Raw genomic sequence first — 22,846 nt, 5'->3', positions numbered from 1 at the left:
TTTTGAATACGTTTGTTCTGAACGAACAGAGAATTGGTGGAGATAAGCGGGATCGAACCGCTGACCTCTTGCATGCCATGCAAGCGCTCTCCCAGCTGAGCTATACCCCCACATCTGGAATTCGTTTTTTCAGTGCAAACCGTTGGGAGCGGTTTGGTGGAGCTAAGCGGGATCGAACCGCTGACCTCTTGCATGCCATGCAAGCGCTCTCCCAGCTGAGCTATAGCCCCGTACCGAAAAAACCGCCGAGTTACCTCGACGGACGGCATAATATGAGACCGCTGTTTGAGTGTCAACGGCAAATTCTCGTTCTGCGTGCGATCGCTGAAAAAGGCGGCAACCCTGTGTCGCCGTGGCTTTTTTTTCAGCGCAGCGCGTGCTCGTCATCCCTGCCCTCAGCCGTTATCTCAACGCCGCCTCAACGGTGCACCACGCCGAGGTTAACTTTAGGTTAAAGATGTTAGCGTCAGGCTTGTTTTCGTTAATGGTGCGTGTAAAACTTAGCGCGCTAATTAACCGGTTAGCCGTCCAGGGTATTCACTCGCTAACCGGCCAGCACGTCCTCCTTGTTTAATAAAAGAAAAGTGAACTATGTCGCTGCATACACCTAAAGAGATCGCGCAACTGGCGATTCAGGCCGGCGTGGCTAAAAGCCGTCTGCCGGTTTCCACCTTATTAATTCTTGGCTTTATGGCTGGCGCGTTTATCGCCACCGGCTTCCTGCTCGATCTGCACGTTATTAACCAGCTGCCTGCTGAATGGGGCTCGTTTGCCGGCTTCCTCGGTGCGGCGGTATTCCCGGTCGGACTGATTCTGACCGTGCTGGCGGGTGGCGAACTGCTGACCGGCAACATGATGACGCTGCCCATTGCCTGGTTCGCGCGCCGCATTAGCGGTTTCAGCGTGCTGCGTAACTGGTTTTGGGTCACCATCGCCAATTTTATTGGCAGCGTTGCGGTAGCATGGTTCTTCGGCCATCTGCTCGGCATGACCGAAGGCGACTATCTGAAGAAAACCGTGGCGATCGCCCATGCCAAAGTGAACGCCGATTTCATGCACGCGTTCATCTCCGGCATCGGCTGCAACTGGCTGGTGTGTCTGGCGGTGTGGCTGGCCTTCGCCAGTAAAGATATGGTCGGCAAAATCTTCGGCATGTGGTTCCCGGTGATGGCCTTCGTGGCAATCGGTTTCCAGCACGTGGTGGCCAACATGTTTATCGTGCCTGCCGCAATTTTTGCCGGTCAGATGAGCTGGGCAGAATTTGCACCTAACGTGGTTGCGGTATTTTTAGGCAATGGTGTGGGCGGTGCGATCTTTGTCGGCCTCACCTATTTCCTCGCCTTCCGTCCGGCACAGGCGGCGGTCAGCGAAGCGCAGTAAACCGATTTTGCCTTTTGTCGCACAGCAAAAGGCATTTTCTGCCTTGATTACTTTTCCCCGTAACGTTTTGTTGTAATATGTAGAGCTAATGTATTTAACAGGGACAGCATCGTGAAAAAGGAATGGCTCACTCCCGAAGAGCTCGCGCTGGAAACGGGCTACAGTCGGCAGACGGTGAATAAATGGATCAAGCGTGAAAACTGGACGACCACGCCCAAGCCCGGTGTACAGGGCGGTAAGGCGCGATTAATCCACATTGATGAGCGTGTCAAAAGCTTCATTCAGTCCACCCGCCATGCAAACGAACCGGCGGCGAATTACGGCGCTCAGCAAAATACGTTACCTGCGTTATTAATAAATTCTGTCCAGCAAATGACGGCCACCGAACAGGAACAACTGGCGGCGCTGTTATTGCGGGAAGGGATCAGGGGCGTATTACAGCGGTTAGGAATCCAGGAAGAATAGAAAAGCCGGAAGCAGTGAGATGCTTCCGGCTTTTTTGTTGCCTGCCTCATCACAGCAGCCTGACAGGCCGCTGTTCAGCTCAATCAGGCCTGTGCTTCACGCTCCGCGATGAACGCCAGCGCTTTTTCGATACGCGCCACGCTGCGGCTGCGGCCGATGGCTTCCACCGTCACGTCGAGTCCAGGCGACTGACCGGCACCGGTTACGGCAACGCGCAGCGGCATACCGACTTTGCCCATGCCGAGCTCAAGTTCATCCGCAGCAGCCTGAATGGCGTGATGCACGTTTTCCGCATTCCAGTCGCTGTCGCTGATGGCCGCCAGCTTGTCGCGCACCACTTCCAGCGGCTGACGCGCCACCGGACGCAGATGCTTTTTCGCTGCATCCGCATCAAACGCGTCAAACTCTTCATAGAAGTAGCGGCAGGACGCGGCGATTTCGACCAGCGTTTTGCAGCGCTCACCCAGCAGCGTCACCAGCTTCGCCAGCTCCGGTCCGGTGCGGGTATCGATATTCTGCTGCTCGATGTGCCACTGCAGCTGGGTCGCGACATATTCCGGCGGCAGCGTATTAATGTAGTGGTGATTGAGCCACTGCAGTTTCTCGGTGTTGAAGGCGCTGGCCGATTTGCTCACCGCATCGAGGGTGAACAGTTCGGTCATTTCCGCCACGCTGAAAATCTCCTGATCGCCATGTGACCAGCCGAGGCGCACCAGATAATTAAGCAGCGCTTCCGGCAGGTAGCCGTCGTCGCGATACTGCATGACGCCCACTGCGCCGTGACGCTTGGACAGCTTTTTACCGTCATCGCCAAGGATCATGGATACGTGCGCATAAGTTGGCACTTCCGCACCAATCGCTTTCAGGATGTTGATCTGACGCGGCGTGTTGTTGATATGGTCTTCACCACGAATAACGTGCGTGATGCCCATATCCCAGTCGTCGACCACCACACAGAAGTTGTAGGTCGGTGAACCGTCGGTACGGCGGATGATCAGATCATCCAGTTCCTGGTTGCTGAATTCGATCGGACCACGAATCTGATCGTCAAAAATCACCGAACCGTCCTGCGGGTTGCGGAAGCGCACCACGCACGGCTCATCGGCAGCATGATGTTCATGGCTGTCGCGGCAGCGGCCGTCATAACGGGGCTTCTCGCCTTTTTCCATCTGCTCTTCACGCAGCGCGTCCAGACGCTCTTTCGAGCAATAGCATTTATAAGCAGTACCGGCTTCCAGCATTTCGTCGATAACGTCGTTATAACGGTCGAAACGTTTGGTCTGGTAGTACGGGCCCTCATCCCAGTCGAGATTGAGCCAGTTCATCCCATCCATAATGGCTTCGATCGCTTCCGGCGTGGAGCGCTCCAGGTCGGTATCTTCGATACGCAGGACGAATTCGCCCTGGTTATGGCGAGCATAAAGCCATGAGTAAAGCGCAGTACGCGCACCACCGACGTGCAGGTAGCCCGTCGGGCTGGGTGCGAAGCGAGTTTTGATTTTCATTCAGCATTGCCTTAAATGCGCAGGTTTCGTTGTCTGGATGACAAAAAAACGGGTTAACGCGGAAAAACAGTGCGCATATTCTAGCAGGTGAGGCTGATTCCTCAATCACTGTCACGCTGGCGGCGCGGGCAGAAGTGCGTTTTTCTGCTAATAAAACCAGCACATTGGCTAAAAGCGCTGCATGATGTCTAAATTTAAAGCGAACGCACATTTATGTTTTAAAAAGCGTTGACTCACTTCGAAGGATCCCTATAATGCGACTCCACACAGCGGGGGTGATTAGCTCAGTTGGTAGAGCATCTCCCTTACAAGGAGGGGGTCGGCGGTTCGAGCCCGTCATCACCCACCACTCTTAATGAGATGGCCCGCAGTGAACAAGAGATAAGATATGGGTGATTAGCTCAGTTGGTAGAGCATCTCCCTTACAAGGAGGGGGTCGGCGGTTCGAGCCCGTCATCACCCACCATATCTTAGTCAGATGACACTCTTGTTAAGCAGTACCGAAGTGGGTGATTAGCTCAGTTGGTAGAGCATCTCCCTTACAAGGAGGGGGTCGGCGGTTCGAGCCCGTCATCACCCACCACTTCGGGTCGTTAGCTCAGTTGGTAGAGCAGTTGACTTTTAATCAATTGGTCGCAGGTTCGAATCCTGCACGACCCACCAAATTCAGAAAAGAGCGCCCTCAGGGCGCTTTTTTCGTTTCTGTGCGCCGATGCTGAACGTGCAGGATGAGAACCTGCTGCAGGTTCGACTGAATCGCCGGGAGCGATTCAGGCTGATGCGCCAGCATCACCCGCAGGGCGAGGCCCCGGATGGGCCGAGGCATATCCTGCACGACCCACCAAATTCAGAAAAGAGCGCCCTCAGGGCGCTTTTTTCGTTTCTTCACATCCCACTTCCCAGGCTATCAGCTAAGCTGCAACTGCATTCAACCACGGTTGCACGTTTGGTAGCGGCGCAATTTATTGCGCGATTAATCGCGCCGCTACGAATAGTGTGCGATTTGCGATTGCCTTACCTGACCGCTCTTACGTTCTCAGGGCGCCTTTTTTGCTTCAGCTATGAAGAAAGAACCCGCTCTGCCTGAGGCCGTGCCCGCCCTATCCCCTTCCTCATCCTCATTCCTGACGAAACCTTTTCGCAAATTTAACACCTCTCACCCTCAAGCCGCAGCGGCTGCGTTCCGATAACGAAAGGGCACATTTGCAAGGAGAACGTTATGACCACCATTTCGACCAATACCAATATTGGCAGCAGCAGTACTTCGGGATCCGGAAGCGCATCCGGCAGTAGCGATAGCGCTTCGAAAATCGCCAGCCTGACCAAACAAATCGCCAGCCTGAACGATGAACTGAAAGACATCGCGAAGGACAAAAGCCTGACCGAGAAGCAAAGAAAGGATAAGCAGGAGACGATTAACGCGCAGATTCAGCTGCTGCAGGCGCAAATCCAGCAGTTGCAGAAGCAGGAAAAGGAGAAAGCGGAGCAGAAGCAGGAGAAACAGGAGGTTACTGCAGTGAAAGCGGATGGTATCAACCGCCCAACCGACAGCAACCAACTTGACGTTTATGTTTAAAACGCCGGATTAAGCGCGCGATCCTGCGTCAGCAGCGCCGCCTGCTGACGCACTTCCTGCCAGATAGCCTCCGCTGCCGGGGTGAGTGACCGGTTTTTGCGTTTAATCAGCATCAGGCTGCGATTGATCTCCGGATAGAGCCGGCGCACCGTCAGCTTACGACCAGACGGCAGCGGCAGCGCCAGTGCCGGTAAGATACTGATGCCAATGCCCGCTTCCACCATCGGATAAAGCGTGGCCGGATGGCCAATCTCCTGCACCACCTGCACGTTCAGCGCCAGCCGCTGCAATGCGGCATCGACCAGCAAACGGCTGCCCGACGCGTAATCCTGCAGCACCATAGCGCGACCAGCCAGCATTGACCACTGGGCCTGCGGCACCTGCGCCAGCGCATCATCCTGATGACACAACAGTAAAAACGGCTCCTGCAGAATCTCCTCGCTATCGAAATCCGCATCCTGCAGCGGACCGATGACGATGCCAAAATCGACTTCCGCATTGCGCACGCTCTGCAATACCCACTGCTGCACGCGATCGTGCAGAATCACCCGAATGTCGGGGTAGCGCAGCTGGCTGCTGGCCAGACATTGCGGCATCAGATGCGCCGAGGGCGTCTGGCTGGCCGCCACGCGCACCGTGCCGCTGCGCTGCTCGCCATAGCTGCGCACATCGAGCAGCGTGGTATTGAGCTCCTCCAGCAGTCGTTCCAGCCGCGTTGCCAGTTGCTGTCCGGCTTCACTCAGTAACACTTCGCGCGTGGTGCGATCCAGCAGCCGTACGCCCATCTCCGCTTCCAGCTCTTTAATACTGTGACTGACAGCCGACTGGCTCAGCCCAATCGCCTGCCCTGCCTGGCTGAAACTGCCGTGCTGCGCCACCGCCACAAAGGTGCGCAGCTGTCGTAAGGTGTAATTCATCGATTACGCTCATAGATTAATGCAATAAATCAATTTTATTTCTAAACGCGACTGACGCACAATCAGCAGCATCATTTATTACATTTAACCGGATTGTAACAATGGGCGTTTTACGACTTGACCCGATGATGGTCAAACTCATCATCACCGTGCTGCTGGCCAGCTTCTTCCCAGCCAAAGGCGGGTTTGTCGATTTCTTCGAATATCTGACCACCGCGGCCATCGCCCTGCTGTTCTTCATGCACGGTGCCAAACTGTCGCGTGAGAAGATCATCGCCGGCAGCAGCCACTGGCGGCTGCATCTGTGGATTATGTGCAGTACCTTCGTCATTTTCCCGATCCTTGGCCTGCTGCTGGTGTGGTGGCATCCGGTTAACGTCGGCGCGGAGATTTATACCGGTTTCCTCTACCTGTGTATCCTGCCGGCGACGGTGCAGTCCGCGATTGCTTTCACCTCCATGGCGGGCGGTAACGTTGCCGCGGCGGTGTGTGCTGCCTCTGCCTCCAGTCTGCTGGGCGTCTTTATTTCGCCGCTGCTGGTTAACCTGGTGATGAATGTGCACAGCGATGCGCCGGGTAACGGCCTGGAGCAGATTGGTAAAATCATGCTGCAGCTGCTGGTGCCCTTTGTGCTGGGCCACCTGGCACGCCGCTGGATTGGTGGCTGGGTGGAGAAGCATCGCAGCCTGATTGGCAAAACCGATCAAACCTCGATTCTGCTGGTGGTCTATTCGGCGTTCAGTGAAGCGGTGGTTAACGGCATCTGGCATCGCGTCGGCGTTGATACCCTGCTGTGGATTCTGGCTGGCAGCCTGCTGATTCTGTTCGTCGCACTGGCGATCAACCTTGGCGCTTCCCGGCTGTTTGGCTTTAGCCGTGCGGATGAGATTGTGGTGCTGTTTTGCGGCTCGAAAAAGAGCCTGGCAAACGGCGTGCCGATGGCTAACATTCTGTTCCCGGCCAGCGCAGTGGGGATTATTGTCCTGCCGCTGATGATCTTCCATCAGGTCCAGCTGATGGTGTGCTCGTTCATTGCCCAGCGCTATAAAGCCGGCAATGAGAAGAAGCTGGCGAAGCAACAGATTGAAGCGCAGAAGTCATAAAACATCAGGCCCGCAATTGCGGGCCTGTCACTTATTCACTGCGCTTGAGCGGTTTAACTAAGCCCTGTAAGCCTTCGATTTTGATCGCCAGCGTCAGCTGCATCAGCTCACCCAGTTTGCCGGCGGGAAATTCATTTTTACGCGCAAACCACAGCAGATACTCTTCCGGCACATCGATCAGCATCCGCCCTTTGTATTTGCCAAACGGCATTGCGGTATTGGCAATCTCAACCAGCTGCTGCTTATCCATCTCAGGCGCCCAGTAACCGAATCATCTCGGCTTCATCGATCACCGCAATCCCCAGCTCCTGCGCTTTTGCCAGCTTGGAACCGGCGGCCTCACCGGCGATCAGCAGATCGGTTTTTTTCGATACGCTGCCGCTGACTTTGGCTCCCAGCGCCGTCAGCCGCGCTTTGGCATCGTCACGGTTCATCTGCGACAGCGAGCCAGTCAGTACCACGGTTTTTCCGGCGAACGGGCTGTCGATCTCTTCGGCTTTGACCACCACCACCGCCGGCCAGTGCACGCCCACCTCCTCCGTCAGTTGGCGAATCACTTCACGGTTGCTCTCCTCTTCCATGAAGTTGCGCACGTGCGCTGCCACCACTTTGCCGACGTCCTGTACCGCAATCAGCGCATCAAGGTCAGCGTTCATGACCTCTTCCAGCTCGCCAAAGTGGTTCGCCAGGTTGGCCGCCGTCGCCTCGCCCACTTCGCGGATGCCGAGCGCATACAGGAAGCGCGGCAGCGTAGTGAGTTTGGCTTTTTCCAGCGCGTCCACCACGTTTTGCGCTGATTTCGGCCCCATGCGGTCCAGTCCGGTCAGCTTGCCGGCGGTAAGACGGAACAGGTCGGCCGGGGTTTTGACGTACTCTTTTTCCACCAGCTGGTCGATGATTTTATCGCCCATGCCGTCCACGTCCATCGCACGGCGTGAGACAAAGTGCTTCAGCGCCTCTTTGCGCTGCGCGCCGCAAATCAGCCCGCCGGTACAGCGCGTTACGGCTTCGCCTTCCACACGCTCTACGTCAGAACCGCAAACCGGACAGTGGCTGGGAAACACAATCTCGCGCGCATCCGCCGGACGTTCGGATTCCACCACGTTGACCACCTGCGGAATCACGTCACCGGCGCGGCGAATCACCACTTTGTCACCGATACGCAGCCCCAGCCGGGCGATTTCATCGGCGTTGTGCAACGTCGCATTACTGACTATCACACCCGCGACCTGCACCGGTTCGAGGCGCGCCACCGGCGTAATCGCGCCGGTACGTCCGACCTGAAACTCAACGTCGCGCACCACCGTCATCTGCTCCTGCGCCGGGAACTTGAATGCTACCGCCCAGCGCGGTGCGCGGGCCACAAAGCCCAGCTGCTCCTGCAGCGCCTGCGAGTCGACTTTGATCACCACGCCGTCAATATCAAAGCCGAGTGACGGACGGTCCTGCTCAACCTGACGATAAAACGCCAGCACTTCATCTGCGGTGTGCACCAGGCGAATCCGATCGCTGACCGGTAATCCCCAGGCCTTAAACTGTTGCAGACGCTGCCAGTGGCTGGCAGGCATTTCGCCGTCCTCCAGCAGGCCAAAGCCGTAGCAGAAGAAGGTCAGCGGACGTTTCGCGGTGATACGCGGATCGAGCTGGCGCAGCGAGCCGGCCGCCGCATTACGCGGGTTGGCAAATACTTTGCCGCCGGTGCGTCGCGCTTCCTCATTCAGCTTCTCAAAGCCGCTTTCAGTCATAAATACTTCGCCGCGCACTTCTACCCGCGCCGGAATATTGTCGCCGTGCAGGCGCAGCGGAATGGCGTGAATGGTGCGCACGTTCGCCGTGATGTTTTCGCCGGTGGTGCCATCGCCGCGCGTGGCGGCTCGCACCAGCAGGCCGTTTTCATACAGTAAACTTACCGCCAGACCATCCAGCTTCAGCTCGCAGCAATAGGTGAGATCGTCAGTGCTTTTCAGGCGATCCTGCACGCGCTTATTGAAGGCAAGAAATCCGGCTTCATCAAAGGTGTTATCGAGCGACAGCATCGGCACTTCGTGGCGTACCTGTTCAAAGGTGGCAAGCGGTGCCGCGCCAACGCGCTGGGTGGGAGAATCCGGGGTGATTAAATCTGGATGCGCGCTCTCCAGCTCACGCAGTTCGCGCATCAATCGGTCATATTCTGCATCCGGGATTTCCGGCGTATCCATCACGTGATAGAGGTATTCGTGGTGGCGTAACGTGGTGCGCAGCGCGGTGATCTGCTCCTGAACCGATGTCATATTCTCTCGTCCGATAAAAAACCCCCGGCAAGCGGGGGTTATTTAGTTAAAGGGTGATACTGCTGGCGGCGCTTAGCCAATAACCTCGCGGATGCGTGCTTTGTAGGTTTCCAGCTTTTGTGGTGTCATCATGCGACGCTCATCATCCAGCACCACGCCACCGACATCATCGGCGATGCGCTGTGCCGATTGCAGCATCAGCTTAAAGTTCTGATTGGCGTCACCGTAGGACGGCACCATCATAAAGATTGAGACGCCCGGCGTGGTGAAATCGCCCATTTCATCCGGATTGAACGAACCCGGTTTGACCATGTTTGCCAGGCTGAACAGCACCGGACCGCTACCGGCCGGGCTAAGATGGCGATGGAAAATGTTCATTTCACCAAACTGGAAGCCGGCCTGCAGAATGCCCTGCAGCAGCGCTTCACCGTTCAGTGCGCCACCGGCATGCGCGGCAACGTGCAACACCAGCACCGCTTCTTTTTTACTGCCCGGCGCAGCGGGCTGCGGTTGCGGTGCAGCTTCCTGCACAGGCGCAGGTTCAGGTTGTTTAACCTCAGGCTCGGCGGCGGTAAACTCCGGAGCCGGCTGGGTGGCGGACAGCGGTTCATTATCCAGCAGCGGATCGGCCTGAATCGGTTGTGGCTGTGGCACGGGCTGCGCCACCGGCGCCTGCGGTTGTGGCGCAGGTGCAGGCTGACGTACCGGCTCATCGTCCAGCAGCGGATCGCCGCTTAACGGCGTTTCCTGGCGTGGAAACGGCTGACGCACCGGTTCCGGCGCACGCGGAGCAGCAGGTTTGGTGACCGGCGCATCGAACTGCGGCTCGTCTTCGGCATCACGCTGACGACGCACGCGTACTTCGCCGACGCCATCGTCTTCGCTGTTCAGCAGATCATCGTCATCCGCTTCTTCACGCTGTTTCAGACGTTTGTGCGGGCGATCGCGAAACACGGAAGAGCGCTCTTTACGGCTGGTCCACAGTCCGTGAAGAAGCAGCGCTATTATGGCGATCGCGCCAACAACGATTAATATCAGACGCAAATCCTGCATCATTGTATTCTCTGTTGTTCCAATACCTTGCCACCACGGCAAACTTTATCCTCTAACTGTATTTGCCCAGCTACACAAGTGCAAGTCTGTGCAGTATTTTCTGACAAATAAGATAGCTGCCCCACGCTTTTTTGCTGTTTTTTCGCGCAAAGTGCGCCTGTCACCGATAAAAAGCCAGGTTATGATGTTGGCGCCGCTACATAAAGGAGAAAGGCTCGCTATGCCCGCTGAGAATTCGGTCTCATCCATGAATGGTATTCATTATTTTGCCCAGGGCTGGAAACTGGTGCGTCTGCCCGGTATCCGCCGCTACGTCATCATTCCGCTGCTGGTAAACATTGTGCTGCTGGGCGGTGCGTTTATCTGGCTGTTTCAGCGCCTCGGCCAGTGGATTCCCCGGCTGATGTCGCACGTGCCGGACTGGCTGCAGTGGCTGAGCTATCTGCTGTGGCCGCTGTCGGTGATTTCGATTGTGCTGGTATTCAGCTATTTCTTCTCCACCATCGCCAACTGGATTGCCGCGCCGTTTTGCGGCCTGCTGGCGGAGCAGCTGGAAGGGCGTCTGACCGGAAAACCCCTGCCGGACAGTGGCTGGCTCGGCATGATGAAAGACATCCCGCGCATCATGAAGCGCGAGTTACAGAAGCTCGGCTACTATTTGCCGCGCGCACTGGGCCTGCTGCTGCTCTATTTTATCCCCGGCTTTGGCCAGACCGTGGCGCCGGTGTTGTGGTTTCTGTTTAGCGCCTGGATGCTATCGATACAATATTGCGACTATCCGTTCGACAACCACAAAGTCAGTTTTCCTCAGATGCGTAACGCGCTGCGTCAGCATAAAACCGCCAATATGCAGTTTGGCGCGCTGGTCAGTCTGTTCACCATGATTCCGATCCTCAATCTCGCCATCATGCCGGTCGCGGTATGCGGCGCGACCGCCATGTGGGTCGATCGCTACCGCAGCCAGCATGCGCGTCATCTATAATGCATCAAAAAGCCTTATGCATTTTTGCATCAGGCTTATGGTCGCAGGCTATATAGATATACGATTTCTTTCCTTCCGCCGGGGGTCAGAACAGGTATGCTCTGAGGGTTCCCAATATTTCATACAGTTAAGGACGGGCTATGAGTAAGATCTATGAAGACAACTCTCTGACAATTGGTCATACGCCGCTGGTTCGACTGAACCGCATCGGTAATGGACGCATTCTGGCGAAGGTCGAGTCGCGTAACCCGAGCTTCAGCGTTAAATGCCGTATCGGTGCCAATATGATTTGGGACGCAGAAAAACGCGGTATTCTGAAACCGGGCGTTGAGCTGGTAGAGCCAACCAGCGGCAACACCGGCATTGCGCTGGCCTATGTCGCCGCTGCGCGCGGCTACAAGCTGACGCTGACCATGCCTGAGACCATGTCGATTGAACGTCGCAAGCTGCTGAAAGCGCTGGGCGCCAATCTGGTGCTGACCGAAGGGCCAAAAGGCATGAAGGGCGCCATCGCTAAAGCAGAAGAGATTGTTGCCAGCGATCCGGACAAATATGTGCTGCTGCAGCAGTTCAGCAACCCGGCCAACCCGGAAATTCACGAAAAGACTACTGGCCCGGAGATCTGGGAAGACACTGACGGCGCCGTAGACGTTTTCATTGCCGGCGTGGGCACCGGCGGTACGCTGACCGGCGTGAGCCGCTACATCAAGAACACCAAAGGCAAGCAGGATTTGATCACCGTGGCCGTTGAGCCTACGGATTCCCCGGTCATCGCACAGGCGCTGGCGGGAGAAGAGATCAAACCGGGTCCGCATAAGATTCAGGGCATCGGTGCCGGTTTCATTCCGGGCAACCTTGACCTGAAACTGATTGATCGCGTGGTAGCCATCACCAATGAAGAAGCGATCAGCACCGCGCGTCAACTGATGGAAGAGGAAGGCATTCTGGCCGGTATCTCTTCCGGTGCAGCAGTGGCGGCTGCCCTTAAGCTGCAGGAAGATGAAGCCTTCGCCAATAAAAATATCGTGGTGATTCTGCCCTCTTCCGGCGAACGCTATCTCAGTACCGCACTGTTTGCCGATCTGTTCACCGAAAAAGAGCTGCAACAGTAAACGCCAGAGTCTGAAAATGATGAAAAAAGCACCCAAATGGGTGCTTTTTTGTGGCGCAGATCTCACTTTTATCACCGGGCAGATTGATTTCAGTGATGCGGCTCTGGTATTTAAGCAGCCAATTATTTCGGTGCCTGAAATTAATCTGCCTTTGAAGTGGATCAAGCTGAATCGATTTACTGATTTGGTGAAACGGCGAATCACGGCATAATCAGCAAAGTGACGTATTGCAGCAGTTTTGATCCGTCATCGAAAAAATGACTTTTTCATTCAAGCGCATTTTTTGGTCAGCGTGATGCCGTACCAGCGCACCTACACAGGCTAAAGTTACGGCTCCAGGCTAGACTTTAGATCCATAACACCAAACCTGATAAAGTTGGGGAAATAGAATGTTCCAGCAAGAAGTTACCATTACCGCACCTAACGGCCTCCATACCCGTCCTGCAGCTCAGTTCGTGAAAGAAGCGAAGGCTTTCCAGTCTGAAATCACCGTTACTTCTAACGGCAAATCTGCCAGCGCGAAAAGCCTGTTCAAACTGCAGACTCTGGGTCTGACTCAGGGTACGGTTGTTACGCTTTCTGCAGAAGGTGAAGACGAGCAGCAGGCGGTTGAGCATCTGGTCAAACTGATGGCTGAACTGGAGTAATTCCGCTCCGGCAAGCCATTAAACCGACTCCTTTGCCCCATTGAGTGCAATTATGTTGATCGCGGACAACCTGTCCGCGTTATTGCTTCCTTAGAGTACTGCTCCGCGACAGTGGCAACGCATTGGGTCAATGAGCCATCGTGATTAAAAGGTAGGGTTATGATTTCAGGCATTTTAGCATCACCGGGTATCGCTTTCGGCAAAGCACTGCTGCTGAAGGAAGACGAGATCGTCATCAGCCGTAAAAAGATTACTGACGACCAGGTTGAGCAGGAAGTTCAGCGCTTCCTCGACGGTCGCAGCAAAGCAGCCGGGCAGCTTGAAGCCATCCGTGTGAAAGCCGGTGAAACCTTCGGTGAAGAGAAAGCGGCGATCTTTGAAGGTCACATCATGCTGCTCGAAGACGAAGAGCTTGAGCAGGAAATCATCGACCTGATTAAAAAAGATCACGTAACCGCTGACGCCGCCGCCCACTCTGTGGTTGAAGGCCAGGCGAAAGCGCTGGAAGAGCTCGACGACGAATATCTGAAAGAGCGCGCGGCTGACGTACGTGACATCGGCAAGCGTCTTCTGCAGAACATTCTGGGTCTGCATATCGTTGACCTGAGCGCCATTGCTGACGAATCCATTCTGGTGGCGAAAGATCTGACGCCATCCGAAACCGCACAGCTGAACCTGAAAAAGGTGCTGGGCTTTATTACCGATCTGGGTGGCCGTACTTCACACACCTCGATCATGGCGCGTTCGCTGGAGCTGCCAGCAATTGTCGGCACCGGCAACGTGACCGCTACCGTGAAAAACGGTGATTTCCTGATTATCGATGGCGTGAACAACAAGATTTACGTCAATCCGACCGATGACGTGCAGGAAGAGCTGAAAGCGATTCAGACGCAGTATCTGTCTGAGAAGCACGAGCTGGCGAAACTGAAAGATCTGCCAGCGATTACGCTGGACGGCCACCAGGTTGAAGTGTGCGCCAACATCGGTACCGTGCGAGATGTCGCCGGTGCTGAGCGCAACGGCGCGGAAGGTGTAGGTCTGTACCGTACTGAATTCCTGTTCATGGACCGCGATTCGCTGCCTAGCGAAGAAGAGCAGTTCCAGGCTTACAAAGCCGTGGCGGAAGCGATGGGTTCCCAGGCCGTGATCGTGCGTACCATGGACATCGGCGGCGACAAAGATCTGCCGTACATGAACCTGCCAAAAGAAGAGAACCCGTTCCTCGGCTGGCGTGCGATTCGTATCGCCATGGACCGCAAAGAGATTCTGCATGCCCAGCTGCGCGCCATTCTGCGTGCGTCTTCCTTCGGCAAACTGCGCATCATGTTCCCGATGATCATCTCGGTGGAAGAAGTGCGCTTCCTGAAGGCTGAACTGGAGATGCTGAAGGCACAGCTGCGTGAAGAAGGTAAAGCCTTTGATGAGTCCATTGAAGTGGGCATCATGGTGGAAACCCCGGCTTCCGCAGTGATTGCCCGCCATCTGGCGAAAGAAGTCGACTTCTTTAGTATTGGGACAAATGACCTGACGCAGTATACTCTGGCGGTCGATCGTGGTAATGATTTGATTTCACACCTCTATAACCCAATGACGCCATCTGTACTGGGCCTCATCAAGCAAGTGATCGACGCATCACATGCCGAAGGGAAATGGACCGGCATGTGTGGTGAGCTGGCTGGTGATGAACGTGCTACACTACTGTTACTGGGAATGGGGCTGGACGAATTCAGCATGAGTGCCATTTCAATCCCAAGCATCAAGAAGATCATTCGCAATACCAATTTCGAAGATGCGAAGGCACTGGCAGAGCAGGCTCTGGCTCAACCCACAGCGGAAGATTTGATGAACCTGGTGAACAAGTTCATCAAAGAAAAAACGCTCTGCTGATCCACGAGACGCTGGCCCCAAATTACTGCTTAGGAGAAGATCATGGGTTTGTTTTCTAAACTTTTTGGCGATAAATCAGAGAGCGCGTCAGGGACTATCGATATCGTTGCGCCTCTGTCAGGCGAAATCGTGAATATCGAAGACGTACCTGATGTGGTATTCGCAGAGAAAATCGTCGGTGATGGTATCGCCATCAAACCTACTGGCAACAAAATGGTTGCACCAGTGGATGGTACTATCGGCAAGATTTTCGAAACCAACCACGCGTTTTCTATCGAGTCTGATAACGGCATCGAACTGTTCGTGCACTTCGGTATCGACACGGTAGAACTGAAAGGTGAAGGCTTCAAACGCATCGCTGAAGAAGGCCAGAAAGTGAAAAAAGGCGATGTGGTGATCGAGTTTGATCTGCCGCTGCTGGAAGAGAAAGCCAAATCCACGCTGACCCCGGTCGTGATCTCGAATATGGATGAGATCAAAGACCTGGTGAAACTCTCCGGTCAGGTTACCGTGGGCGAAACGCCGGTTATCCGCATCAGGAAGTAAACCGCGCTGATTGCGTGAAAACGGCACCCAATGGGTGCCGTTTTTGTTTGCTTCACACGCTGATGAATGATTTGCAGGCGAGCGCTTCTGGCAAAGCGCACCGTGCCTGTTTGAGGGCAGGACGACCGGGCAGAGGAGCAAAGCGTCCCGCGCCATGGATGGCGCGGGCCGAGGCCCAGGGACGGTTTATGCCGTCTTTGCGATCTGTCTGGTCGTCCTGACCGCCTGCGCCTGACGTGATGATTTACGCCTGCTTCCAGCGCGGCAGCCGCAGCGTCACTTCCAGCCCGCCTTCCGGACGATTCACGGCCTGAACTTCGCCGTGATGGGCCAGAACCACTTTGCGCACAATCGACAGCCCCAGCCCGTAGCCTTTGCCCATCAGCGGTGAATTCACCCGAACGAACGGATCGAAGATACTCGACAGCTTCTCATCATCCACGCCCGGCCCCTGATCGCGCACGCGAATTGCCAGCCACTGATTCTCCGCCTGCAACTGCACGCTGATATGCTGCCCCTGATGCGAGAAACGCAGCGCGTTGCGCAGCACATTCTCCACGCCGCGGCGGATTAGCTCAGCATTACCGCGCACGGTGTAATCCGCGTTCTCATCCACCAGAAAATCTACGTGCACACCGGGGATCTGCGCTTCGTAGCGCACATCGGTTACCACCGCATGCAGCAGGCCGGTCAGGTCAAAATACTGCTCGCCAGGCATGCTCTCATGCTCAGCGCGCGATAGCGTCAGCAGTTCGCCGATCATCTTATCCAGGCGGCGCGCCTCCTCGTCGATGCGATTCAGTGAGGAGGCTACCGACTCCGGCGTCTGGCGCGCCAGACCGGTGGCTAACTGCAGGCGCGCCAGCGGGGAGCGCAGCTCGTGGGAGATATCGTGCAGCAGCTCCTCGCGCGCTTTCACCAGCGTATCCAGCCGCTCCACCATCGCATCAAAATCCTGGGCCACAATCGACAGCTCATCATGGCGGCGGCGCATCACCGGATAGAGCCGCACCGACAAATCACCGCGCGACACGCGGGCAAACCCCTCGCGCAGCTGACGCATTGGCCGCGTCAGGTTCCACGCCAGCAGCAGACTGAACAGCAGCCCCAGCGCGCCGGCAAAGGTAAACATCGGCTCGGGGATATTCAGAATGCGACGCGGGCCTCCGCCACCCATTGAACTGTCCTCGCGCAGCCCTTTTACGTCATAGCGCAGTTCGTACTCTTTACCGTCAGCGCCCTTCACCCAGCGCACAATCACCTGCGGAAACGGGCCGTGAAACGGCTGATTAAAGGTCTCCGGCGGCGCATTGTCCGGCGTAGTGGCCGGTCTGGCGTGCTGAATCACCGAGAAAAACTGGCGATCGTTCGGCTCCCAGTCGGCCATCATATCGTCGAGCGAGCTGGGGCCGCCGCGCTCCAGTACCGACACCGCCGAAGCCATTTGCAGATTAACGATCCGACGCACCGCCACAATCTCCGGCGGCTCGTGACGGTTTCCTGACAAGGTAAAGCCCAGCCACAGCAGCTGGCTGATAATCACAAACACAATCCAGAAGCCCAGCAGGATCTTCCAGAACATGCGGCCACGGTAGCTGTGTTTCATCGAATGCGATAACCAATGCTGCGCACGGTTTCAATATTCACGCTGTCTGCGGTTAGCGCAGCCAGCTTCTGGCGGATGTTGCTGATGTGCACATCCACGCTGCGATCGTAAGCTTCACGCGGACGGCCCAGCCCCTTTTCCGACAGCTCATCTTTGGACACCACGCGGTCCGGTGCGCGCAGCAGCAGATCCAGCAGATTGAACTCCGACGCGGTGAGATCAAAAGCTTTGCCCTGCCACTCCGTGATACGCGTAGCCGGGTTCAGGCTGAGATCGCCCCAGCGCAGGACCTCTTTCTTATCCGGCACCGGTGCCTGATCTTCAAAGCGACGCAGCACCGCGCGCAGACGCGCCACCAGCTCGCGTGGATAGCAGGGTTTGGGCACGTAGTCATCCGCGCCCATCTCCAGGCCGATAACGCGGTCGATATTGTCGCCCTTCGCCGTCAGCATAATCACCGGCAGGCGGCTGTTCTGCCGCACCTGACGCAGCACATCAATACCGCTCATATCCGGCAGCATGATGTCGAGAATCATCGCAGTGTAGTGTCCGGATAACGCCCCTTCAATCCCGGCGCTGCCGGTCAGCACCAGCTGGGTTTCAAAACCTTCGGCAATCAGGTACTGGCTCAGCATGGTGCCAAGTTCAACATCGTCATCAACAAGCAGGATTTTCATCTTTTTCTCTCGTACAAAATTGCCGCTATTTTGTCCTGAGTGCCGCGGGAAAGCAGCCGGTTTTACGCGATCCTTACAGTGACCGCGTCAGAACATGCTTAGGGAGACTATAGACAAAAATGGCCCGTACGCCGCGTCACAGGGCGCACGAAGCCAGAAACAGGCGGGGGGAACTAGCGGTGAAAAACGCCGGTGGAGAGATAGCGATCGCCGCGATCGCAGACAATGGCGACAACCACACTGCCCGGCTGCGCCGTCGCGATGCGCAATGCGCCAGCCACTGACCCACCTGAACTGACGCCGCAGAAAATGCCTTCGCGCTGCGCCAGCGCGCGCATGGTCTCTTCTGCCTCCTGCTGCGCCATATCTATCACTTCATCCACCAGTTCCGGACGAAAAATCCCCGGCAGATAGGCCGCCGGCCAGCGACGAATACCGGGAATACTGCTGCCCTCCTGCGGCTGCAAACCAATCACTTTCACCGCCGGAGCAAACTCTTTCAGATAGCGCCCGACGCCGCTGATGGTGCCGGTGGTGCCCATGCTGGAGACAAAATGTGTCATACGACCGTGGCTTTGCTGCCAGATCTCCGGACCGGTGGTGAGATAATGGCCGAGCGGGTTGTCGGGATTATTAAACTGATCCAGCACTTTGCCTTCACCGCGCTGCGCCATGGCCTGCGCCAGATCGCGTGCGCCCTCCATGCCCTGCTCGCGTGTCACCAAAACCAGCTCAGCCCCGTAGGCGCGCATCGCATCCTGACGCTCCTGGCTCATGTTCTCCGGCATCAGCAGGCGTAACCGGTAGCCTTTCAGCGCGGCAATCATCGCCAGCGCAATGCCGGTATTGCCGCTGGTGGCCTCGATCAGGGTGTCGCCGGGCTGGATTTCACCCCGCAACTCAGCGTGGTGGATCATCGACCAGGCCGCGCGATCTTTCACCGAACCTGCCGGATTGTTGCCTTCCAGCTTGAGCCAGATTTCGCTGCCGTTATCCGGCGTCAGGCGCTGCAACTTAATCAGCGGCGTATTGCCGATGGTGTTTTCCAGAGTGGTCACGGTGTCATTCCAGCCGAAAGGAGTACCAATAAATCGGGCGGGAAAATCCCGCCCGAAGGAGTGACAAAAATATCAGGCGCTTTCGGCAAAGGCAACCGGGCGCAGCGGCGTGGTGCCCTGATAGATACGTGCCTGTTGCAGACCAACAAACAGCCGTTCGCCGCGGATTGGCGCCGTCTGTTCACCGGCGAATACCACCGAGATTGGCTCGCTCTGCCAGCCGACGGGCTGAACCACCAGCTGCCAGAAGTGGCCACGCGGACTGACCTCCAGCACCTGTACCGGCAACGGCGTCTCCAGGCTACTCTGGCGTGACACGTCCACTTCCCACGGACGCAGGAACAGCTCCACGTCGCCCTGATGCGCTGGCGTATAGCCCAGCGGCCAGCGATGCGCGCCCACATGGAACTGCGAGCCGTGCACTTCGCCGTCAAAGCGGTTCACTTCGCCGAGGAACTCCAGTACGAAGCGGGTCGCGGGTTCACGCCACACGTCATCCGGTGCGCCCACCTGCTCAATATTGCCCTGACTCATTACCACCACGCTATCCGCCACTTCCATCGCTTCTTCCTGGTCGTGGGTCACAAACACGCTGGTAAATTTCAGCTCTTCATGCAGCTGACGCAGCCAGCGGCGCAGCTCTTTACGCACCTGGGCATCCAGCGCGCCAAAGGGTTCGTCCAGCAGCAGAATCTGCGGCTCAACCGCCAGCGCACGCGCCAGCGCCACGCGCTGTTTCTGTCCACCGGAGAGCTGTGCCGGGTAGCGGTTGGCCAGATGTGCCAGCTGTACCATCTCCAGCAGACGGGTAACGCGCTGCTTAATTTCGGCGCTGTTCGGACGCTCGCGGCGCGGCAGCACCGTCAGACCAAAGGCGATGTTGTCGAACACCGTCATATGGCGGAACAGCGCATAGTGCTGAAACACAAAGCCGACCTGACGATCGCGTGCGTGCGTGCGGCTGACGTCTTTGCCATGAAAATGGATCTGCCCGCTGTTCTGGTGCTCCAGCCCGGCGATAATGCGCAGCAGCGTGGTTTTACCGGAACCGGACGGTCCAAGCAGCGCCACCATCTTGCCGGAAGGAATATCCAGAGAGATATCGTTCAGCACCGGCGTGCGGCCAAATGCTTTATTAATGTGTTTAATCTCAATGCTCATGATTTTCCTCCTGTTGGCGCTTCTGCTGATGCTCTAATCGCCACTGCACCACGCTTTTCAGAAACAGCGTCACAATTGCCATCAGGGTCAGCAGCGCGGCGGCGGTAAAAGCGCCCACGGTGTTGTAATCCTGATGCAGTAATTCAACCTGTAAAGGTAAGGTATAGGTTTCGCCGCGAATCGAGCCGGACACTACCGATACCGCACCAAATTCGCCGATGGCGCGCGCGTTGGTAAGCACCACGCCGTACAGCAGCGCCCAGCGGATATTTGGCAGCGTCACGCGGCGGAACATCTGCCAGCCAGACGCGCCCAGCAGCACGGCGGCTTCATCTTCATGGCTGCCCTGGCTCAGCATCACCGGCACCAGCTCGCGCACCACAAACGGACAGGTGACGAAAATCGTCGCCAGCACCATACCCGGCCAGGCAAACATCACCTGGATGTTGTGCGCATCAAGCCAGCCGCCAGCCGGGCCATTCACGCCCCAGAACAGCAGATACATCAGACCGGCCACCACCGGCGACACGGCAAACGGAATATCGAACAGCGTCAGCAGCAGCTGGCGACCGGGGAAAGTAAAGCGCGTCACCAGCCAGGCCAGCAGCGTGCCGAACACCAGGTTAACCGGCACGGTAATCAGCGCCACCAGCACCGTCAGCCAGATAGCATGCAGCATGTCACTATCCTGCAGGTTGCTAAAGGCCTTGCCGATGCCCTGCCCCAGCGCCTCCCAGAAGATGGAGACCATCGGCACCACCAGCAGGCCAATCGATACCAGCACGCCAATGCCGATCAGCAGCCATTTGCCCCAGTTCACCGGCTGACGCTCGGCATGATTGATCTGTGAAATCTCAGCCATCAGTGACCTCCCAGACGGCGGCCAAAGCGGCTCTGCAGGGTGTTAATCGCAAACAGCAGCAGCAACGACGCCGCGAGGATCACCGAAGCGATGGCGCTGGCAGCCGGATAATCAAACTCCTGCAGGCGAACAAAAATCATCAGCGAGGTCACTTCAGTTTTCCAGGCGATGTTACCGGCGATAAAGATCACCGCGCCAAATTCACCGAGGCTGCGGGTAAACGACAGCGCGGTCCCGGCCAGCAGCGCCGGCGCGACTTCCGGCAGCACCACGCGCCGGAAACTCTGCCACGGCGTGGCACCGAGGGTTTCCGCCGCTTCCTCATACTCCGGGCCTAACTCTTCCAGCACCGGCTGCACGGTACGCACCACAAACGGAATGCTGGTGAAAGCCATCGCCACCGCGATACCGAGCCAGGTGTAAGACACTTTGATATCAAAGTGTGCCAGCCACTGACCGTACCAGCCGTTAACCGAAAACAGCCCGGCCAGCGTCAGACCGGCCACCGCCGTCGGCAGCGCAAACGGCAGGTCTATCAGGCCATCCAGCAGCGTACGGCCGGGAAAGCGATAGCGGGTCAGGATCCACGCCATCAACATGCCAAACACCGCGTTAAACAGCGAGGCCACGCCCGCTGACAGCAGCGTGACTTTATACGCCGCCACCAGCTGCGGATTGCTGATCACCTGCCAGTACTGCGCCAGCGTCATCTGCGACAGCTGCATGATCAGCGCGCTGATTGGCAGCAGCAGAATCAGGCAGGTAAACAGCAGGCTGGTGCCAAGGCTGAGACCAAATCCGGGCAGAACGCGTTTCTGTGCAGAAGCCAACATCAGCCGCGCCCCGCTGCCAGTAATTTATCCAGCTCACCGCCGCTGGCGAAGTGGGTTTTCATCACCTGCGGCCAGCCGCCAAACGCGTCATTAACATTGAACAGCGCAGTCTGCGGGAAGCGATCTTTCTGCTCCGCCATCAGCTGCGGGTTGTTCACGCGATAGTAAAAGCCGGTGATGATTTTCTGCGCCTGCGGCGTGTAGAGGTAGTTAAGATAGGCTTTCGCCGCTTCCGCCGTCCCGTTGTGTTCGACGTTCTTATCGACCCACGCGACCGGGAATTCAGCAAGGATGTTGGTTTTCGGCACAATCACTTCGTATTGGTCTTTACCGTACTGGTTACGGATATTGTTCACTTCCGATTCAAAGCTGATCAGCACATCACCCAGCCCGCGCTCGGCAAAAGTGGTGGTGGCACCACGGCCGCCGGTATCAAACACTTCGACGTTCTTCAGGAACTTCGTCATAAACGCTTCGGTTTTGGCCTGATCTTTGCCGTCCGCCTGGTCGGCAGCGCCCCACGCAGCCAGATAAGTGTAACGGCCGTTACCGGAGGTTTTCGGATTCGGGAAAATCAGCTTCACGTTATCGCGCGCCAGATCGGCCCAGTCATGAATCTGCTTTGGATTCCCCTTGCGCACCAGGAAGGCCATGGTGGAATAAAACGGTGAGCTGCTGTTGGGCAGACGACTCTGCCAGTCGGCCGGGATCAGGTTACCTTTGTCGTGCAGCACCTGCACATCGGTCACCTGATTATAGGTCACGACATCGGCACGCAGCCCCTGCAGAATGGCCAGCGCCTGTTTTGAGGAGCCCGCATGTGACTGTTTAATGGTCAGCTTGTCGTCAGGGTGCGCCGCGTTCCACTGCTGTTCAAACGGCGCATTCAGGGCAACAAACAGTTCACGTGACACATCGTAAGAGCTATTGAGCAGCTCTGTTGCCTGTGCCGCGCCCGCTAAACTCAGCGACAGCGCTATACCGCCAAGCCATTTTTTCGAAACCGAACGTGTCATGCTGCACCCTGAGAAATGGAGTTCGAGCCTATGCCATTAGATGCTGTCAGTGTATTTATAACTCTGGCGAAAGCTGTAACGGTTTTATATATCGTTTAGGGATTTCAAAGTCTAAAAAGGCATAAGCCAGCGGCAGAGTTTATGCGCAGGGCGGGATTAACTGAGCCGCGTCAAGCGGGGATGTGGTGCG

At 56.6% G+C, this 22,846-nt stretch carries 22 protein-coding genes, 6 tRNA genes and 1 other RNA gene; 15 read left to right on the top strand and 14 right to left on the bottom strand.

Features of this window, described 5'->3' with window-relative positions; all coding sequences use genetic code 11:
* Positions 1-34 precede the first annotated feature (34 nt).
* Positions 35-110 (bottom strand) — tRNA-Ala (locus C1N56_RS05690).
* 44 nt (positions 111-154) lie between these two features.
* A tRNA-Ala gene (locus tag C1N56_RS05685) sits at positions 155-230 on the bottom strand.
* Positions 231-591: 361 nt separating this feature from the next.
* Between C1N56_RS05685 and C1N56_RS05680 the strand changes: the two genes are divergently transcribed.
* Entirely contained in the window at positions 592-1,380 is a 789-nt protein-coding gene (locus tag C1N56_RS05680) for a formate/nitrite transporter family protein (RefSeq protein ID WP_021508241.1), read from the top strand.
* A 111-nt stretch (positions 1,381-1,491) separates the two neighbouring features.
* Positions 1,492-1,845, top strand: coding sequence for a YfeC-like transcriptional regulator (locus C1N56_RS05675; protein WP_058758359.1), 354 nt, complete (start codon positions 1,492-1,494; stop codon positions 1,843-1,845).
* Positions 1,846-1,928: 83 nt separating this feature from the next.
* On the opposite strand, the gene gltX is transcribed toward C1N56_RS05675, so the two are convergent.
* On the bottom strand, positions 1,929-3,350 hold the full coding sequence (gltX, locus tag C1N56_RS05670; RefSeq protein WP_058776541.1) for a glutamate--tRNA ligase: 1,422 nt from the start codon (positions 3,348-3,350) through the stop codon (positions 1,929-1,931).
* Positions 3,351-3,623: 273 nt separating this feature from the next.
* On the opposite strand from gltX, the gene C1N56_RS05665 reads away from it, so the two are divergent.
* From C1N56_RS05665 to C1N56_RS05640, 6 genes are all read left to right on the top strand, one after another.
* A tRNA-Val gene (locus tag C1N56_RS05665) sits at positions 3,624-3,699 on the top strand.
* Between the two features lie 41 nt (positions 3,700-3,740).
* Positions 3,741-3,816, top strand: a tRNA-Val gene (locus tag C1N56_RS05660).
* Positions 3,817-3,857: 41 nt separating this feature from the next.
* Positions 3,858-3,933, top strand: a tRNA-Val gene (locus C1N56_RS05655).
* A 4-nt stretch (positions 3,934-3,937) separates the two neighbouring features.
* Positions 3,938-4,013: transfer RNA gene (locus C1N56_RS05650), tRNA-Lys, on the top strand.
* Between the two features lie 44 nt (positions 4,014-4,057).
* Positions 4,058-4,194: non-coding RNA, RtT sRNA (locus C1N56_RS05645), on the top strand.
* Positions 4,195-4,569: 375 nt separating this feature from the next.
* Positions 4,570-4,926 carry a FlxA-like family protein gene (locus C1N56_RS05640; protein WP_021508090.1) on the top strand — a complete coding sequence of 119 codons (357 nt, stop codon included), beginning with the start codon at positions 4,570-4,572 and terminating at the stop codon, positions 4,924-4,926.
* On the opposite strand, the gene C1N56_RS05635 is transcribed toward C1N56_RS05640, so the two are convergent.
* Positions 4,923-5,843 (bottom strand): LysR family transcriptional regulator, encoded by a 921-nt coding sequence (locus C1N56_RS05635; protein ID WP_021508089.1) that lies wholly within the window; start codon positions 5,841-5,843, stop codon positions 4,923-4,925. The genes C1N56_RS05640 and C1N56_RS05635 overlap by 4 nt on opposite strands.
* 101 nt (positions 5,844-5,944) lie before the next feature.
* Here C1N56_RS05635 and C1N56_RS05630 point away from each other — a divergent pair, with 101 nt between their 5' ends.
* A complete protein-coding gene (locus tag C1N56_RS05630; protein WP_394517216.1) occupies positions 5,945-6,946 on the top strand; it encodes a bile acid:sodium symporter family protein in 1,002 nt (333 codons plus the stop codon).
* Between the two features lie 31 nt (positions 6,947-6,977).
* Here C1N56_RS05630 and C1N56_RS05625 read toward each other — a convergent pair whose 3' ends face one another.
* The 3 genes from C1N56_RS05625 to zipA all read right to left on the bottom strand — a co-directional run bounded on the left by C1N56_RS05625 (position 6,978) and on the right by zipA (position 10,272).
* Positions 6,978-7,196, bottom strand: a complete 219-nt coding sequence (locus C1N56_RS05625) for a DUF3820 family protein (protein WP_021508087.1) — start codon at positions 7,194-7,196, stop codon at positions 6,978-6,980.
* Position 7,197: 1 nt separating this feature from the next.
* Positions 7,198-9,216: an NAD-dependent DNA ligase LigA gene (gene ligA / locus C1N56_RS05620; protein ID WP_264442353.1), complete on the bottom strand. Its 2,019-nt coding sequence runs from the start codon at positions 9,214-9,216 to the stop codon at positions 7,198-7,200.
* 72 nt (positions 9,217-9,288) lie between these two features.
* Entirely contained in the window at positions 9,289-10,272 is a 984-nt protein-coding gene (gene zipA, locus C1N56_RS05615; protein WP_058775693.1) for a cell division protein ZipA, read from the bottom strand.
* 217 nt (positions 10,273-10,489) lie between these two features.
* Between zipA and cysZ the strand changes: the two genes are divergently transcribed.
* From cysZ to crr, 6 genes are all read left to right on the top strand, one after another.
* A complete protein-coding gene (gene cysZ, locus C1N56_RS05610) occupies positions 10,490-11,251 on the top strand; it encodes a sulfate transporter CysZ (RefSeq protein ID WP_021508084.1) in 762 nt (253 codons plus the stop codon).
* Positions 11,252-11,391: 140 nt separating this feature from the next.
* A complete protein-coding gene (gene cysK / locus C1N56_RS05605; RefSeq protein WP_021508083.1) occupies positions 11,392-12,363 on the top strand; it encodes a cysteine synthase A in 972 nt (323 codons plus the stop codon).
* Between the two features lie 16 nt (positions 12,364-12,379).
* Complete coding sequence (locus C1N56_RS05600) at positions 12,380-12,574, top strand: hypothetical protein (RefSeq protein ID WP_159378601.1); 195 nt, start codon at positions 12,380-12,382, stop codon at positions 12,572-12,574.
* A 178-nt stretch (positions 12,575-12,752) separates the two neighbouring features.
* Positions 12,753-13,010 (top strand): phosphocarrier protein Hpr, encoded by a 258-nt coding sequence (ptsH, locus tag C1N56_RS05595; protein WP_007889063.1) that lies wholly within the window; start codon positions 12,753-12,755, stop codon positions 13,008-13,010.
* A 159-nt stretch (positions 13,011-13,169) separates the two neighbouring features.
* Complete coding sequence (gene ptsI / locus C1N56_RS05590; RefSeq protein WP_021508081.1) at positions 13,170-14,897, top strand: phosphoenolpyruvate-protein phosphotransferase PtsI; 1,728 nt, start codon at positions 13,170-13,172, stop codon at positions 14,895-14,897.
* A gap of 42 nt (positions 14,898-14,939) precedes the next feature.
* Complete coding sequence (gene crr, locus C1N56_RS05585) at positions 14,940-15,443, top strand: PTS glucose transporter subunit IIA (RefSeq protein WP_010617547.1); 504 nt, start codon at positions 14,940-14,942, stop codon at positions 15,441-15,443.
* Between the two features lie 244 nt (positions 15,444-15,687).
* On the opposite strand, the gene C1N56_RS05580 is transcribed toward crr, so the two are convergent.
* From C1N56_RS05580 to C1N56_RS05550, 7 genes are all read right to left on the bottom strand, one after another.
* On the bottom strand, positions 15,688-17,049 hold the full coding sequence (locus C1N56_RS05580) for an ATP-binding protein (protein ID WP_021508080.1): 1,362 nt from the start codon (positions 17,047-17,049) through the stop codon (positions 15,688-15,690).
* Positions 17,046-17,726, bottom strand: a complete 681-nt coding sequence (locus C1N56_RS05575; RefSeq protein WP_021508079.1) for a response regulator transcription factor — start codon at positions 17,724-17,726, stop codon at positions 17,046-17,048. Before C1N56_RS05575 ends, C1N56_RS05580 begins: the two co-directional genes overlap by 4 nt.
* Before the next feature lie 173 nt (positions 17,727-17,899).
* On the bottom strand, positions 17,900-18,784 hold the full coding sequence (gene cysM, locus C1N56_RS05570; RefSeq protein ID WP_021508078.1) for a cysteine synthase CysM: 885 nt from the start codon (positions 18,782-18,784) through the stop codon (positions 17,900-17,902).
* A 72-nt stretch (positions 18,785-18,856) separates the two neighbouring features.
* Positions 18,857-19,945, bottom strand: coding sequence for a sulfate/thiosulfate ABC transporter ATP-binding protein CysA (gene cysA, locus C1N56_RS05565; RefSeq protein WP_021508077.1), 1,089 nt, complete (start codon positions 19,943-19,945; stop codon positions 18,857-18,859).
* The gene (cysW, locus tag C1N56_RS05560) at positions 19,935-20,807 is read right to left on the bottom strand and encodes a sulfate/thiosulfate ABC transporter permease CysW (protein ID WP_104188618.1); all 873 of its coding nucleotides are present in this window, start codon (positions 20,805-20,807) and stop codon (positions 19,935-19,937) included. Before cysW ends, cysA begins: the two co-directional genes overlap by 11 nt.
* Positions 20,807-21,640, bottom strand: a complete 834-nt coding sequence (gene cysT / locus C1N56_RS05555) for a sulfate/thiosulfate ABC transporter permease CysT (RefSeq protein WP_141496618.1) — start codon at positions 21,638-21,640, stop codon at positions 20,807-20,809. The genes cysW and cysT overlap by 1 nt, the downstream gene beginning before the upstream one ends.
* Positions 21,640-22,656: a sulfate ABC transporter substrate-binding protein gene (locus C1N56_RS05550; RefSeq protein WP_132464837.1), complete on the bottom strand. Its 1,017-nt coding sequence runs from the start codon at positions 22,654-22,656 to the stop codon at positions 21,640-21,642. The genes cysT and C1N56_RS05550 overlap by 1 nt, the downstream gene beginning before the upstream one ends.
* Between the last annotated feature and the right edge of the window lie 190 nt (positions 22,657-22,846).

This window comes from Pantoea sp. SGAir0175 (assembly GCF_043547855.1).
The sequence above is the reverse complement of the archived record's forward strand: the minus strand, read 5'-3'. Positions and strand labels throughout refer to the sequence as shown.

What these genes read in the sequence shown, in the direction of transcription:
- C1N56_RS05625 (WP_021508087.1), bottom strand. Translation starts at nt 7,196, where the DNA reads ATGGATAAGCAGCAGCTGGTTGAGATTGCCAATACCGCAATGCCGTTT.
- ptsH (WP_007889063.1), top strand. Translation starts at nt 12,753, where the DNA reads ATGTTCCAGCAAGAAGTTACCATTACCGCACCTAACGGCCTCCATACC.
- cysZ (WP_021508084.1), top strand. Translation starts at nt 10,490, where the DNA reads ATGCCCGCTGAGAATTCGGTCTCATCCATGAATGGTATTCATTATTTT.
- C1N56_RS05640 (WP_021508090.1), top strand. Translation starts at nt 4,570, where the DNA reads ATGACCACCATTTCGACCAATACCAATATTGGCAGCAGCAGTACTTCG.
- cysT (WP_141496618.1), bottom strand. Translation starts at nt 21,640, where the DNA reads ATGTTGGCTTCTGCACAGAAACGCGTTCTGCCCGGATTTGGTCTCAGC.
- C1N56_RS05680 (WP_021508241.1), top strand. Translation starts at nt 592, where the DNA reads ATGTCGCTGCATACACCTAAAGAGATCGCGCAACTGGCGATTCAGGCC.
- C1N56_RS05600 (WP_159378601.1), top strand. Translation starts at nt 12,380, where the DNA reads ATGATGAAAAAAGCACCCAAATGGGTGCTTTTTTGTGGCGCAGATCTC.
- C1N56_RS05630 (WP_394517216.1), top strand. Translation starts at nt 5,945, where the DNA reads ATGGGCGTTTTACGACTTGACCCGATGATGGTCAAACTCATCATCACC.
- C1N56_RS05575 (WP_021508079.1), bottom strand. Translation starts at nt 17,726, where the DNA reads ATGAAAATCCTGCTTGTTGATGACGATGTTGAACTTGGCACCATGCTG.
- cysA (WP_021508077.1), bottom strand. Translation starts at nt 19,945, where the DNA reads ATGAGCATTGAGATTAAACACATTAATAAAGCATTTGGCCGCACGCCG.
- C1N56_RS05635 (WP_021508089.1), bottom strand. Translation starts at nt 5,843, where the DNA reads ATGAATTACACCTTACGACAGCTGCGCACCTTTGTGGCGGTGGCGCAG.
- crr (WP_010617547.1), top strand. Translation starts at nt 14,940, where the DNA reads ATGGGTTTGTTTTCTAAACTTTTTGGCGATAAATCAGAGAGCGCGTCA.
- C1N56_RS05580 (WP_021508080.1), bottom strand. Translation starts at nt 17,049, where the DNA reads ATGAAACACAGCTACCGTGGCCGCATGTTCTGGAAGATCCTGCTGGGC.
- zipA (WP_058775693.1), bottom strand. Translation starts at nt 10,272, where the DNA reads ATGATGCAGGATTTGCGTCTGATATTAATCGTTGTTGGCGCGATCGCC.
- ptsI (WP_021508081.1), top strand. Translation starts at nt 13,170, where the DNA reads ATGATTTCAGGCATTTTAGCATCACCGGGTATCGCTTTCGGCAAAGCA.
- ligA (WP_264442353.1), bottom strand. Translation starts at nt 9,216, where the DNA reads ATGACATCGGTTCAGGAGCAGATCACCGCGCTGCGCACCACGTTACGC.
- gltX (WP_058776541.1), bottom strand. Translation starts at nt 3,350, where the DNA reads ATGAAAATCAAAACTCGCTTCGCACCCAGCCCGACGGGCTACCTGCAC.
- cysK (WP_021508083.1), top strand. Translation starts at nt 11,392, where the DNA reads ATGAGTAAGATCTATGAAGACAACTCTCTGACAATTGGTCATACGCCG.
- C1N56_RS05550 (WP_132464837.1), bottom strand. Translation starts at nt 22,656, where the DNA reads ATGACACGTTCGGTTTCGAAAAAATGGCTTGGCGGTATAGCGCTGTCG.
- cysW (WP_104188618.1), bottom strand. Translation starts at nt 20,807, where the DNA reads ATGGCTGAGATTTCACAGATCAATCATGCCGAGCGTCAGCCGGTGAAC.